The sequence below is a fragment of the Streptomyces sp. YIM 121038 genome (assembly GCF_006088715.1).
Taxonomy (GTDB): domain Bacteria; phylum Actinomycetota; class Actinomycetes; order Streptomycetales; family Streptomycetaceae; genus Streptomyces.
Window position 1 is genome coordinate 8,769,021 of record NZ_CP030771.1, and the last position, 14,196, is coordinate 8,783,216.

Here is a 14,196-nt window from a genome sequence, read left to right on the forward strand (position 1 = left end):
GGAAGAGAGGAACCCATGGCATCCGACCCCTATGTGTCCGGCTCGCTCAAGGAGACCGGCGACCCCGACCCTTACGCCAACTACGCCTGGCTGCGTGAGCACGCGCCGGTCAGCGAGGTCTACACCCCCCACCGCCAGGGCACCACCTGGCTGGTCACCTCCTACGACCTGGCCCGCGCCTGCCTGACCGACCCGCGCCTGAGCAACGACGACCGCAACTCGGCGGGCGCGCCGGGTGCCTTCGGCAGCGGTGAGTGGGATCCCGCACGCGGGCTGCTCGACCTGGACCGGCCCGAACACGCCCGGCTGCGGCGCCTGGTGGCGGGTGCGTTCAGCGCGGGCGCCGTCGAGCGGATGCGGGACATGATGGTCCGCATCACCGATGAGGCCCTCGACACCATGGCGGGCCTGGAGAGCTGCGACCTCGTCGAGCACTTCTCGCTGCCGGTGCCGGTGGCGATCATCCACGAGGTGCTCGGGATCCCGCCGGAGCAGCGCGAGTCCCCGGCGCACTGCCTCGACCTCTTCTACCACACGGGCCTGACCGACCCGCTGGACGTGGACAAGCTGGGCGAACTCCTCGAGTACACGGCCAGGCTGGCCGCGTACAAGCGCACCCATCCCGGGCCCGATGTCGGCACCCACCTGGTCCGGGGCCTGGAGACGGGCGAGCTGCGCGACGACAACGAACTCGCGGCGATGATCCTGTCGGTGCTCGGCGCCGGACACGTGACGACCGTTCAGTTCCTGGGCACGGCGGTCTACCGGCTGCTGCAGCACCCGGACCAGCTGGCGGCGGTCCGTGAGGGAAGCATCACCTGGCAGTCGGCCGTGAACGAACTGCTGCGCTACGACGCCCCGGTCCAGTCCACGGTGTACCGCTACGCCAAGGAGGACCTGGACCTCGGCGCGGTGCGCATCGGCAAGGGGGACGCGCTCCTCGTGTCGCTCGCCGCGGCCAACCGTGATCCGGCCCGGTTCCCCGACCCGGACACCTTCCGTGCCGACCGCGGCGGCTCGGGCCACCTCGGCTTCGGCCACGGCGCCCACCTGTGCCTGGGCGCCCACCTCGCCCGTCTGGAGGGCGAGATCGCCCTCGACATCCTCTTCCGCCGCCTGGACGGGATCGAGCTGGCCGTGCCCTTCGACGAGGTGGTGTGGACGTACGGGCCCATGCTCCGTGGACCGCGTGCGCTGCCGGTGCTGCTGCCCGCCCCCGCGGCTCGCTGAGCCCGCGACGCCCCCGACAACAACGACACGAAGATCTGGAGTGCGCCATGGCACAAGAGCAGCAGGCGGCCCCGAGCCGGTCGGCCCGCACGGTCCTGGAGGGCTTCGACGTCTGGGCCGCCAAGGCCCCCGACGAGCCCGCCGTGATCTCGGACGGCACCGCGCTGAGCTACCGGCAACTGGACGAGGAGGCCGAGGCCCTCGCCCGTGACCTGCGGGCGCTGGGGTGCGGGCCCGAGACCGTGGTCGGGCTGTGCGTCACACGCGGCACCGGCCTGGCCGTCGCGGTCCTGGGCGTGGTCAAGGCGGGCGCGGCGTACCTGCCGCTGGACCCCGCCCACCCCGCGGCGAGGTCCCGGACGGTCCTTGCCGACGCCGGGGCGCGCCTCGTGGTGACGGACCGGTCGGTGTCGGCCGGTCTGGATGCCGAAGGCTGGGGCGGGACGCCGGTGTACGAGCTGGACGGTGAGCGTCCGGCGCCGACCGTCACGGACCCGGGCGCCGGCCCCGCCGGTGAGGCCGACCAGTTGCTGTACGTCATCTACACCTCGGGCTCCACCGGGCGGCCCAAGGGCATCGCCATGCAGGGCGGGCCGCAGATCACGCTGCTCGACTGGTGCCGGGAGCACTACGCCGAGCGCCCGGTCGCCCTGCAGTACTTCCCCGTGACCGCCGACGTGGCCTTCCTCGAGCTCATGTCCACGTGGTGGCTCGGCGGTTGTGCGGTGATCGCCACCGAGCCGGAGCGCTACGACGTCGAGGCCCTGGCCGGCCTGATCGCCCGGCACGCCGTGAGCAAGGTCCTGCTGCCGGTGGTCGCGCTCGACGAGCTCGCCCGGCACAGCAGGAGCGCACCCGACCAGGTGGCCACCCTCCGTGAGCTGATCACCACCGGTGACCGGCAGGTGATCACTCCGGCCATCCGTGACCTGTGCGACCAGCACCCCGAGACGTTCCTGGACAACCACTACGGTTCCACCGAGGTGAACGTGGTCACCGCGCCGCGCCTGACGGCACCGGCCGCCGAGTGGCCCGACCACCCGCTGACGGGACGGCCCATGTCCGGCGCGCGGATCTACGTGCTCGACGCGAACCTCTCGCCCGTACCGCCGAACGTCCAGGGCGAGATCTACGTGGGCGGCGGACCGCCCGCCCGCGGCTACGCGGGGCGCCCGGGCCTGACGGCCGCCGCGTTCCTGCCCGACCCCTACACGCCGGAGCCCGGCGCGCGCATGTACCGCACCGGTGACCTGGGCCGGTGGCGCCCCGGGGGAGTCCTGGAGTACCTGGGCCGGGTCGACTTCCAGCTCAAGCTGCACGGCTACCGCGTCGAACCGGGTGAGATCGAGTCGTTGCTGCGCGAGCGCACGGACGTGGAGCGGGCCGCCGTGCTGCGGATCGGCGAGGGCCAGGACGCCTACCTGGCGGCGTATCTGATCGCCGACGGCGAACCGCCGGCCCCGAGCGAGCTGCGCGAGTACCTCGGCCTCAGGCTGCCCGCGCCCATGGTGCCGAGCACCTACGTCTTCCTGCCGGAGTTCCCGCTCACCGACACCGGGAAGGTGGACCGCAAGGCGCTGCCGCTGCCGGACGGCGGCGGGGCGCAGTGGGTCGCGCCGCGCGACGAGACCGAGCGGGCGGCCGCGGAGGTCCTCGCCCAGGTCCTCGGCCGGGACCGGATCGGCGTCACCGACGACTTCTTCCGCCTGGGCGGGCACTCGCTGTTGGTCACCCAGGTGGTGCACCGGCTGCGCGCCGCGCTCGGGGTGCAGCTCCCGATGCGGGCGGTCTTCGAAGGGCCGACCGCCGCGGCACTGGCCAAGGAAGCCCGCCGGCTGCGCGAGGAGCGCGGATGACCGTGGGGACGGCGGCGGGAGAGCCGACCGTCCGGCCCGAGCTGTCCTTCGCCCAGGAGCGGCTGTGGTTCCTCGACCAGCTCTCGCCGGGGGAGTCCGGCTATCTCACGCCGTTCAGCCGCCGCCTCGACGGCCCGGTGGACGCGGACCTGTTGGAGCGCGCGCTGCGGGCGGTCGCGGAGCGCCATCCGGTGCTGCGGTCACGGATCGACGCCGGGTCGGGGACCCCCGTTCCCGTGGTCGAGCCGGCCGCGACGGTCCGCCTGGAGCGCGTCGACCTGAGCGGCGCGCCGGACCCGGAGCGCGCCGCCGAGGCCGCCGTGGCGACGATGCTGAACACGCCCATGGACCTGACGGCGGCGCCGTGGCTGCGGGCCGCCCTGTTCACACTGGGCGAGGGCAGCGCCCTCTTCCACGTCCAGGTGCACCACATCGCCTTCGACGGGATCTCCCGGGGCCTGTTCGAGCGGGACCTTTCGGCGCAGTACCGGGCCCTGGCGGGGGGCCGCCCGGCACTGGAGCTCCCGCCCGGGCGGGACTACGCCGCCCACGCGGCCCGGCAGCGGGCGGCGCTCGGACCCGCCGAGCGCGAGGAGTTGCTGGCCCAGTGGCGCACCGCCCTGGACGGCGCGCCGCACGTGCTCGAGCTGCCCTCGGACCGCCCGCGCCCGGCCAGGCCGGGCCCGCGGGCGGGGCGGGTGGACTTCGTGATCCCCGAAGAGGTCACCGCCGCCCTGTACCGCGTCGCGCAAGCGCACCGGACCACCCTGTTCTGCGTCGGTCTGGCCGCCTACCAGCATCTGCTTGGCCGGTACGCGGATGCCCGGGACGTGCTGGTGGGGGTGCCGTTCGCGGGCCGCGAGGACCCGGAGACGGAGCAGGTCATCGGGTTCTTCACGCACTCCGTGCCGCTGCGCGGGGAGTTGGCCGGATCACCCTCGCTCGACGCACTGACCCGGCAGGCGCGGGACCGGGTGCTTGAGGCGATGGACCTCCAGGAACTGCCGCTGGAGCAGCTCGTGGACGGGCTCGGCGTGACCCGCGAGGCCCACCGCAATCCGCTGTTCCAGCACTGGTTCGACCTGGCGGACCCGCAGTGGGACCGGCCTGCGCTGATCCTGCCCGGCGTTCGGGTCCGGCCGGTCCCGGTCACCGAGACCACCACCCGCTTCGACACCGAACTGCATCTGCGTCCCGCGGGGGCGGGCCTGGCGGGACGGCTCCTGTACGCGGCGGAGCTGTTCGACGAGGAGACGGCCGCGGGGCTTGCCGGACACTATGCCGCGCTGCTCGCCGCGGCGGCCGCGGAGCCGGGGCGGCCCCTCGACTCGATCCCGCTCACCGGGGCGGACGAGCGCGCGCGACTGCTCGACCTGGGCACCGGGCCCGCCGTGCGGCGCGGCCCGGCGACGGTGGACGCGTACGTGGAGCGCACGGTGGCCCGCGTCCCGGACGAGGTGGCCGTCCGCTCCGGCGAACGGCGGCTGACCTACCGTCAGCTCGACGAGCGGTCACGGCGGATCGCCCGGGCGCTGCGGGAGCACGGCGCCGGGCCCGAGCGGGTGGTCGCGGTCTGTCTGCCGCGCGGGCCCGAGCTGGTCTGCGCCCTGCTGGGCGTCGTGCGGTCGGGGGCGGCCTACGTGCCGGTGGAGCCGGAGCTTCCGGCCGAGCGGATCGCGTACCTGCTGCGCGACTCGGGAGCGATGGCGGTGCTCGGGGACGCCGGGGCCGAGAGCCTCACCGAGGTGACCGGGCACCCCCTGGTGCGCGTCGACCACTTCGCGGACGGCGACGGCCCGCACGGCGGGGCGGCGCTGTCGGCGACCGGGCACGGGGCACAGGACCTGCCGGCGGCGCTGGATCCCGACCGTCTGCTGTACGTCGTCTACACCTCCGGCTCGACCGGGCTGCCCAAGGGTGTCGGTGTCACCCACCGCTCCTTCACCCGGCTCCTCGACTGGCATCTCGACCGCTACCCCGTGGCGTCGGGAGCGGCCACGGCGCAGACGGCCGGAGTCTCCTTCGACGCCGCGGCCTGGGAGATCTGGCCGGCCCTGGCGGGCGGTTCGTGCCTGGAGGTGTGTTCGGCGGACCAGGTGCGCACCCCGTCGCGCCTGCTCGCGCGCCTGGAGGAGGCGGGCGTGGGATCGGCTTTCGTGCCCACCGCGTTGGCGGAACTGCTGATCCGCGAGCCGCTCGGGCAGCGGACCGCGCTGCGGCGGCTGCTGACCGGTGGGGATGTGTTCCGGCCGCGTGCCGAGGACGCGCCGGGGGTCGAGGTGGTCAACCACTACGGCCCGACGGAGAACACCGTCGTCGCCACCGCCACCGACGCGCTCACCCGTCCCTGGCCGGGCCGCTCCATCGGCCGGCCGATCGCCGGGGTGCGGGCCTATGTGCTCGATGCCCGGCTGCACCTGGTGCCCCGTGGAGTGCGCGGCGAGCTGTGGCTCGGCGGGGCCCTGGTGTCGCGCGGCTATCTGGGGCGGCCCGGCCTCACCGCCGAGCGGTTCGTCCCGGATCCGTTCGCCGCGGAGCCGGGGGCGCGCATGTACCGCACCGGGGACCTGGCGCGGTGGTCGGCCGACGGCTCGCTGGAGTTCCGGGGCCGGGCGGACGGGCAGTTGAAGATCAGCGGCTACCGGGTGGAACCGGCCGAGGTCGAGGTGGTGCTGCTGCGCTGCCCGGGGGTGCGGGAGGCGGTCGTGACCGCGGCCACGGGCCCCGACGGAGCCCCGGTGCTCGCGGCCCACCTGGTGTGCGACGCTCCCGGCCCGAGCGACGCGGAGCTGCGCTCCCAGCTGCGCCGCCAGGTGCCCTCGTACCTGGTGCCGTCGGTCTTCGTCCGGCTCGACGCGCTGCCGCTGACCGTCACGGGCAAGGTCGACCGCCGTGCGCTGCCCGCGCCTCCGGAGGGGGTCCGCGCGGCGGTGGCCCCGCGGACCCCGGCCGAGTCGGCGGTGCACGCCCTGTGGCTGGAGGTGCTGCCCGGGCGCGCGCCCGGGGTCGAGGACGACTTCTTCGCCGCGGGCGGCACCTCGCTGTCGGCGGCCCGGCTTTCGGTACGAGTCCGGGAGGTCTTCGCGATCGACTTCCCGGTACGTGCGGTATTCGATTTCCGTACCGTCACCGAGCAGTGTGCCGCCATCGAAGAACTCGTACTCGAATCCATTTCCACCATGTCCGAGAGTGAAATAGCCGAAGCGCTGAATCACTGAGGCGCCCACCGAAAGATACCGCCGCGACCGGATGGTCGCGGCGGTATCGAGAATGCTCGGGAAGACGTCCCAGGAATTCTGAACGCCCTCAGGCCGATGCCTCGGCGTACTTCTTCCGTACGCTCAGCGGGGTGATGTCGGTCCAGGTTCGCTCGATGTGGGCCAGGCATTCCGCCCTGCTGCCAGAGACTCCGACAGGGCTCCAGCCTGTGGGTATGTCCATCTTGGAGTCCCAGATCGAGTACTGCTCCTCGTGATTGACAACAATCTGATAGATGCGGTCTTCGGTCATTCGGGAGCCTCCAGAACGAGTTGTGCAGAGCTCTTACCGGCGGTGCAGTCTACTTATCCCGGAGATCAATTGTCGAGGGTTTGAAATCCCTTGTGCTCTGTGTTCCGGCCGAGTACCGTCCCGTTTGCCGGACCATCGATCAAGACTGGAGTCGAATGTGACGGGCAACCTTTCGGACGCCGCCCGCAGGCTTATGGAGCGGCGACTCGCCGGCCTTTCGGCGCCGGTGAGCAAGGAGCGGGACCCGCGCCCCGAGCGTCCGCCGCTCGCACCGGCCCAGCGCCGACTGTGGTTCATCCACCAGCTCACCCAGGGCAGCCTGGCCTACAACGTGCCGACCGCCTACCGGCTGCGCGGCCCGCTGGACACCGGGGCGCTGGAGCGCGCCGTCCACCTGGTGGTGCGGCGGCACGAGGTGCTGCGCACCTGCTATCCGGCCGACGAGCAGGGCGAGCCGTTCCAGCGCGTCCTGGACGCCGACGCCGGCCCGCGGACGCCGGTGGCACGGCACGACCTCACCTCGGCCGCCGACCCGGTCGCCGAGGCCCTGCGGATCGCCGGCAGTGAGGCCGACCACCGGTTCCGCCTCGACGCGGAAGGTCCGCTGCGGCTGTGGCTGGCCACGCTGGGGCCGGACGACCACGTGCTGGGCATCGTGGTGCACCACATCGCCTTCGACCGGGAGTCCTTGGCCGTCCTGGCCGGTGAGCTCTCCGCCGCCTACCGGGCCGAGGCCGCCGCCGGCATCCCCGAACTGCCCCCGCTCGACGCCCAGTACGCCGACTTCGCCCTGTGGCAGAACGGCCTGACCGGCACGCAGGAGTACCAGAAGGAACTCGGCTACTGGCGCGAGACCCTGGGCCGTCTGGCGCCCGTACTGGAGCTGCCCGCCGATCACCAGCGGCCGAAGGAACCGACCTACCGGGCCGGCGAGGCGGCGATCCACATCGACGCCGAGACCGCCGACCGGCTGCGGGCCCTGTCCACCGAGCGCGGCGCCTCCCTGTTCATGACGTGCCTCGCCGCCTTCCAGGGCCTGCTGTCGCGCTACACCGCGGAGACCGCCCTCGCGGTCGGCTGCCCGGTCAACGGCCGGGCGAAGGTGGCGTACGAGGGACTCATCGGGTTCTTCGCCAACTCCCTGCCGATCGGCGTCCACCTCGACGACGACCCGGCGTTCGCCGCCATGGTGGACCGGACGCGCGAGTCGCTGCTTTCGGCGCACGCACACCAGAACGTGCCGTTCGACCGGATCGTGCGGGAGCTGTCGCCCGTGCGCGACCTCAGCCGCAACCCGCTGGTCCAGGTCTGGTTCGACCTGGACGCGGGCGACACCGGCACGGCGGCCGACCTCCTGGCCCTGCCCGGGGTGCGGAGCGAGTACTTCACCGAGGGGCGGGTGCGGACCCGGTTCGACGCCGAAATGCACCTGGGCGAGCGCGCCGACGGGACGATCACCGGCCGACTGCTGTACGCACAGGACCTGTTCGCGGCCGAGACGGCGAACGGGCTGTGCGAGCACTATGCGAACTTCCTGGCGGCGGTGGCCGCCGACCCGGCGCTGCGGCTTTCGCGCGTGCCGCTGTTCTCCGCGCACCAGCGGTCCACCCTGCTGGACGACTGGAGCGTGGGCAGCGGTTGACGGGCTGCCGGGCGGCACGGGCGGCGAGCGGGGGCCGCTCGGCCAGGAGCGGGCCGTACGGCCCGCGCGGACCGTGCCGCCGCGGCCTGCCCGCTCGACCGGCACACCGAGACGCCACCTCGCCGCCGCGCTCGCGCACCACAGACGACCGGGCCCAGACCATCCGCCGAGAGGGAATCCGCCGATGACGACCGCCGACGCTCTGCTGCCCTTCTGGGACGACCGACTGCCGGGCGCCCGAGCCACCATGTTCTGCCTGCCGCACTCGGGCGGGGGCGCCTCGGCCTACCGGGAGTGGGTCAGGGCCTCCACCACCCTCGACGTCCAGCCCGTCCAACTGCCGGGGCGCGAGCACCTGATCGGCACGCCCGGCATCGAACGCATGCCTGAGCTCGCCTCCCTGATCGGCGAGCTGATGGTCGAGCGGGCCCCGCGGCCCTTCGTGCTCTTCGGACACAGCATGGGCGGCGCGATCGCGGCCGAGGCGGCGGCCTGGCTGGAGCGCGGCGGGCATCCCGCGCCCGCACTCCTGGTCATCTCGGCCCGCCCGCCGGTGAACCAGGCCCGGCCCGGGCCCGGCGAGAGCGAGGACGAGTGGCTCCTGCGGCGCGTGACCGCCATGGGCGGAACCCCGGCCGAAGTCCTTGAGGAGCCCGAACTGCGCGAGCTGATCCTCGGGACGTTCCGCGCCGACACGCGCCTGCTGCGGGACTACGTGCCGCGGTTCGGCCGCCTGTCCCTGCCGCTGCTCGCCCTGGGCGGCACCGAGGACTACGTGACCGAGTCCCGCCTCGCCCCCTGGCAGGACCACTTCACCACGCCGATCCGCATCCGCATGTACCCGGGCGGTCACTTCTATCTGCGCCGGCACCGCGACGCCGTCCTGGCCGCCGTGGAAGAGGCCCTCACCGACACCCTGGCAGGAAAGGAGACGGCCCATGACGCCTGAGCCGACGGCCCACGCGCTCCTCACGATCTTTCAGGAAGAGATCGGGTCCGACCGGATCGGGCCGGACGACGACTTCTACGCGGTCGGCGGGGACTCCCTCATCGCCGTGCGGGTCGTCACGCGCGCGACCGAGCAGGGCATGCCGCTGCGCCTGATCGACCTGCTGATGAACCCGACGGTGGACGAACTCGTGGACCACCTGCGCGCCGCGGCCACCGACGGCGCCGACCCGCAGGAGGCGGCGGTCGCCCCGGCGCACCCGGGCGAATCCCTGGTGGAACCCGAGGACCGGGCGGCCCTGCCCGCGGGCGCGCTGGACGCGCTGCCCGCCTCGGCGCTCCAGACCGGTCTGATCTTCCAGTGCGAGATGGCCGAGGACCCGAGCCTCTACCACGACCTGATCGGGCTGCGCGTGACGGCGCCCTACGACGAGGACCTCTTCCGGTCGGCCCTGCGCGAGTTGATGGACCGGCACCCCGCGCTGCGCAGCTCCTTCGATCTGGGCAGCTACTCGGAGTCCCTCCAGGTGTTCTGGGACGACGTGGCCGAGCCACTGGAGAGCGAGCGCGTGGGCACGGCCGCCGAGGCCGACGCGGCCGTGTCCGCCTGGCGTGACAAACAGCTCTCCACCACCCTGGACTGGGAGCAGGCGCCCCTGTTCCGCTGCCACGTGGCCGCCGGTCCCGGCGACACCTTCCGGGTGACCGTGGCCATGCACCACGCGATCATGGACGGCTGGAGCTTCGCCACCGTCGTCGTCGACCTGCTCACCCTCTACGACGCCCATCTGTCCGGCACCGGCCACGGACTGCCGGAGCCGCCCGCGGCCGCGGCCGCCGAGTTCGTCCGCCTCGAGCGGGCCGCCGTGGACTCCCCGGAAGCCGCCGCGTTCTGGCGCGCCCAGTGCGACGCGCCGACGCTGGTGGACCGGGAGCGGTACGGCCGTTCGGCCAACGCCTCGGAGCGGCGTGCCACGGCACTGCCCGCCGGCCTCTTCGCCGACCTGCGCGCACGGGCCGCGGAGGCACGGGTCCCGCTGAAGAGCCTGCTCCTCGCGGTGCACTGCCGGTCCCTGGGCCGGATGGCGGGCCGCACCACCGACGTGGTCACCGGCGTGGTGGTCAACGGGCGCCCCGAGCTGCCGGACGCCGACCGGGTCGTCGGACTCTTCCTCAACACCGTTCCGCTGCGCCTGCCGTCCCTGTCCGGCACCTGGGCCGAACTGGCCCGGACGCTGCGGGAGACGGAGACCGCCGCCGCGCCCCACCAGCGCTATCCCCTCGCGCTGATCGAGGAAGACGCCGGGCGGCGGTCCTTCGACGTGGCCTTCAACTTCACCGACTTCCACGTCTACCGCCGCGTGTCCGACCTCACGGCCCTCTCCGCCGACGGATGGTGGGACCGGGACAAGGCCAGCCACCCGATGTCCTGCGACTTCACCCTCGACTACCCCGGCTTCGGCAGTGGCCTCCTCCTCTCCTTCGACCCGCACCTGGTGAGCGAGGAACAGGTGGCGAAGTACGAGGCGTTGACCATCGACGGCCTGCGCGCCGCGGCCCGGGACGTGCACACGGCCGGGACGGAGCCTCACGATGGGTGAACCGGCACCGCTCGTGGTGGCGTACGACGTGGGCTCCGTCTCCCCGGCTGAGATCGCGGTGGGCGTGGCGGGCCTGGCCCCGGTGGTCTTCCTGCTGCCCCGCTCCCCGCACGTACGCACGCTGCGCCCGGTCCTGGCCCAGCTGGGCCGGGTGGTCCAGTTGACGGGCAGCGCCCAACGGGACGCCGTCCTCGTACGACGGCTCGCCCCGGCGGGGGTGCTCACCTTCTCCGAGAACCTGCTGCGCGTCACGGCCGGTCTCGCCCACGCCCTGGGCCTGCCCCACCACACGCCGGAGGTCGCCGAGGCCCTCACCGACAAGTACCGGCAGCGGCAGCGGTTGCGGGCCGCCGGAGTCGACGCGGTGGCCTGCCGCCTGGTGCCGGACGCCGCCGCCTGGGAGGAGGCGCTTGCGGCCGTCGGACTCCCCGCGGTGGTCAAACCGGTACAGGGGCAGGGCAGCCGGGGCACCTTCGCCGTCCACGACCGGGCGGAGGCGGAAAGGCTGCGGTCACGGCTCTTCACCGACCCCGGCGAGTCCTGGGTGGTCGAGCAATTCCTGAGCGGACAGCCGGGCGGGCCCTTCGGCGACTACGTGTCGGTCGAGACCGCGACGGACCCGCACGGCACGCGGGTGCTCGCGGTGACCGGCAAGCACCCGCTGACCCCGCCCTTCCGCGAGACCGGCCAGTTCTGGCCCGCAGCGCTGGCCCCCGACCACACCGCGGCCGTGTCGGACCTGGCGGTACGGGCGGTCACCGCGCTCGGCGTCACGACCGGCATCTGCCACACGGAGATCAAACTCACCCCCCACGGCCCCCGCATCATCGAGGTCAACGGTCGTCTCGGCGGCCACCTCAACGAGCTGTCGCGCCGCGCCTGCGGAGTGGACCTCGTCCGGACGGCCGCGCTCCTCGCCCTCGGCGCCGCCCCGCCGCCCGCTCCGGCACCGCCCGACCGGGTCTTCTTCCAGTTCAACGGCCTGGCCCCGGACAGCCCCTGCCACTTGCGGGCCCTCACCGGCGCCGACGAGATCCGCTCCCTGGAGGGCATCACCGGCTACCGGCCCTACGTCCGCCCCGGCGACCACCTCTCCGGCGGTGTGGGCAGCACCTTCATGGACCTCCTCACCGGCGACGCGCCCGACCACTCCGCGATGGTCGATCTCCTGGACCGGGCCTTGCCCCTTCTTCGTTACGAGTTCACCGACGGCGCCACCACCTGGACCGTGTCCCCACAGCGGGCGCGGGGGGACGACACGGCGCAGCGCACTCCGGCGACGGTCACGGCCAAGGCGGTGGAGGGCGCGAGCGTGGGCCCCCGGGGCAGCACGCCCCCTGCCGGGGCCCGCCGCGTTTCCGTCCGCACGGCCCGGCCGAACCCTTAGTGGGTTGGAAAATCAAACTCACCCGGTTACCGTTCGACGTGCCAGTACATCCAGCTGTCACATCCTCAGGATTCCGGGGCGTGTGACCTGGCCTGTTCGAGAGGTGTGCGCAGTGACACATTCGTCGGCAGATCCGATTCGCGTGTTCCTCGTCGAGCGGAATCCCATCGTCAGGATCGGTATCCGTGCCGTTCTCGCGGACAGCGCCGTACGGCTGGTGGGCGAGGCCCCGGACGCCGGGACGTGTCTGGAAGGCATCGGGGACGCGCGACCCGACGTCGTGCTCCTGGACCTCGACCTGCCGGGAGGCTCGGGGCTCGACACCGTCCGGGCGCTGGCGCACCGCTCCCCGCCCCTGGGCATCCTGGTGACGGGGTGGGCGCGGGGCGGCTGGGACGAACTGGTGCTGGCGGCCCTCTGCGCGGGAGCCAAGGGCTTCCTGCTCAAGGATGCGGAACCCACCATGGTCCTCGACGCCATCAGGCTCGTCCGGGGCGGAGGCGTGGCGTTCAGCCCCGGCGTCGAGTACGCGCTCTCCGCCCTGCGGGGCCCGTCGGCACAGGTGCGGAGGCAGGGCGCCTTCCCCGCGCTCACGGCCCGTGAGTACGACGTGCTCCGGCTCGTCGCTCGCGGCTTCGACAACCGGCGCATCGCGCGCGAGTTGACCCTCTCGGACAAGACCGTGCGCAACTACGTCTCGGCCGTCCTGGGCAAACTCGGTGTCGGCAGCCGCGGTGAAGCCATCGTGGCGGCCCTCTCCGCGGGGCTGACGGGAACCGGCGACCGGAGCCCGGCCCGGTCGCCGCTCGCCTCCCGCCCGGGGCGGTTCCCGGAAGGCTTCCGGATGTTCGACGCCCGACCGCGGTGGCCCGCCGTGCTCCCCGGAGCTCAGTGAGGCAGAGCGTCCCGGACGAGCTCCAGCGCGCGGACGCGTCCGTGGAGGTCGGGGGACCAGACCGTCACCATGAGTTCGTCCGGTTCGTGGAGCGAGAGGTGGTCCGCCAGGGGCCGGCGCAGCGTTCGCCCGTCTCCGCGGATCAGCATGCTGCCGACGTCCGGTACGGGTACGGGCGTCAGCGGAGCGTCCGGGAGACACGAGGCCGTCGTCGGCAGGGCGCCGGAAGCCAGCTGCCTGCGCGCCTCGGGCGGCAGGTGGGCGGCACCGGCCAGGACACCGGCGAAGCCTGCGGTCAGGGCGTCGACCGTGTCGGCCGAGTCGGCCGCCGCCACACGGAGGGCCAGTACGGCCTTAGGAGTCTCCAGCCACGGCGAGGGCTCGAACGCCTCGCGGTACAGGCCCACCAGGTCGGGCCGTGGGTCCTTGAGGGCGAACTGGCCGAAGACGTAGGGGAGTCCCAGGCGCGCGGCGAGCCGTGCGCTGCCGGGCCCGGAACCGGTGATGATCAGGGGCATGCTCTTCAGGTCTCCCGCGCGGCGTCCGAGGAGCCTGACCAGTTCGGCGGCGAGTTCCTCGAAGGGCCGGGGGAGGCCCGGAGCGTGATGGGCGACCAGGGCCGCGAGCGCCTCCTGTGTGGCACCGGGACCGCGGCAGACTCCGGCATCGGTCCGTCCCGGAGCGAGACCCGCCAGGACGCTGATCGACTCGGCCACCTTCCAGGGCGCGTACAGCGGCAGGGGGAAGGCACCCACCCCCACCCTGATGCGGGTGGTGACGGCGCCGATCGCGGCGGCCAGCACCTCGGGGGAGCCGCAGGCGTGCGAGCGGTCGCCGTGGTGCTCGGCCACCCAGAAGCGGTGACAGCCCAACTCCTCGGCGGCCTGCGCGAAGGCGACTGTCTCGGCGAGGGCGGTGCTTCTCCGCGTCCCGTAGTGAACGGGTACCTGGTCGAGCACGCTCAAGGGGATGCGCGTCACGGTGTCACCGCCTTCGTGCCACCGGCTCGTTCCCCCGTGGCCGCCCGCGTCGCGCTTGTCGGCACGGCGGCGCCTGTCTGTGCTGATCGCATGCTGCTCCTCTGCGTCGGTGATCCGGTGCTTGTGGTGCACGGCGCGGGCGTCGGG

Annotated in this window: 10 protein-coding genes; 8 read left to right on the plus strand and 2 right to left on the minus strand. The window is 73.3% G+C overall.

Annotated elements, in window-relative coordinates:
• Positions 1 to 15: 15 nt before the first annotated feature.
• The 3 genes from C9F11_RS36545 to C9F11_RS36555 are packed head-to-tail and all read left to right on the plus strand — an operon-like array spanning position 16 to position 6,304.
• Positions 16 to 1,230 (plus strand): cytochrome P450, encoded by a 1,215-nt coding sequence (locus C9F11_RS36545; protein WP_138963820.1) that lies wholly within the window; start codon positions 16 to 18, stop codon positions 1,228 to 1,230.
• Positions 1,231 to 1,277: 47 nt separating this feature from the next.
• Entirely contained in the window at positions 1,278 to 3,086 is a 1,809-nt protein-coding gene (locus C9F11_RS36550; RefSeq protein WP_138963822.1) for a non-ribosomal peptide synthetase, read from the plus strand.
• On the plus strand, positions 3,083 to 6,304 hold the full coding sequence (locus tag C9F11_RS36555) for a non-ribosomal peptide synthetase (protein WP_138963824.1): 3,222 nt from the start codon (positions 3,083 to 3,085) through the stop codon (positions 6,302 to 6,304). The genes C9F11_RS36550 and C9F11_RS36555 overlap by 4 nt, the downstream gene beginning before the upstream one ends.
• 88 nt (positions 6,305 to 6,392) lie before the next feature.
• Here the strand turns inward: C9F11_RS36555 and C9F11_RS36560 are convergent, their stop codons facing one another.
• On the minus strand, positions 6,393 to 6,596 hold the full coding sequence (locus tag C9F11_RS36560) for an MbtH family protein (RefSeq protein ID WP_138963826.1): 204 nt from the start codon (positions 6,594 to 6,596) through the stop codon (positions 6,393 to 6,395).
• 157 nt (positions 6,597 to 6,753) lie between these two features.
• Between C9F11_RS36560 and C9F11_RS36565 the strand changes: the two genes are divergently transcribed.
• From C9F11_RS36565 to C9F11_RS36585, 5 genes are all read left to right on the plus strand, one after another.
• Positions 6,754 to 8,238: a condensation domain-containing protein gene (locus C9F11_RS36565; RefSeq protein ID WP_171075955.1), complete on the plus strand. Its 1,485-nt coding sequence runs from the start codon at positions 6,754 to 6,756 to the stop codon at positions 8,236 to 8,238.
• A 184-nt stretch (positions 8,239 to 8,422) separates the two neighbouring features.
• Positions 8,423 to 9,187: an alpha/beta fold hydrolase gene (locus tag C9F11_RS36570; protein WP_138963830.1), complete on the plus strand. Its 765-nt coding sequence runs from the start codon at positions 8,423 to 8,425 to the stop codon at positions 9,185 to 9,187.
• On the plus strand, positions 9,177 to 10,787 hold the full coding sequence (locus C9F11_RS36575) for a condensation domain-containing protein (RefSeq protein ID WP_138963832.1): 1,611 nt from the start codon (positions 9,177 to 9,179) through the stop codon (positions 10,785 to 10,787). Before C9F11_RS36570 ends, C9F11_RS36575 begins: the two co-directional genes overlap by 11 nt.
• Positions 10,780 to 12,174, plus strand: coding sequence for an ATP-grasp domain-containing protein (locus tag C9F11_RS36580; RefSeq protein ID WP_138963834.1), 1,395 nt, complete (start codon positions 10,780 to 10,782; stop codon positions 12,172 to 12,174). The genes C9F11_RS36575 and C9F11_RS36580 overlap by 8 nt, the downstream gene beginning before the upstream one ends.
• A 112-nt stretch (positions 12,175 to 12,286) precedes the next feature.
• Positions 12,287 to 13,069, plus strand: a complete 783-nt coding sequence (locus C9F11_RS36585; protein WP_171075956.1) for a response regulator transcription factor — start codon at positions 12,287 to 12,289, stop codon at positions 13,067 to 13,069.
• Here C9F11_RS36585 and C9F11_RS36590 read toward each other — a convergent pair.
• Entirely contained in the window at positions 13,063 to 14,049 is a 987-nt protein-coding gene (locus C9F11_RS36590) for an MsnO8 family LLM class oxidoreductase (protein WP_171075957.1), read from the minus strand. The two genes, C9F11_RS36585 and C9F11_RS36590, sit on opposite strands and share 7 nt — an antisense overlap.
• Positions 14,050 to 14,196 lie beyond the last annotated feature (147 nt).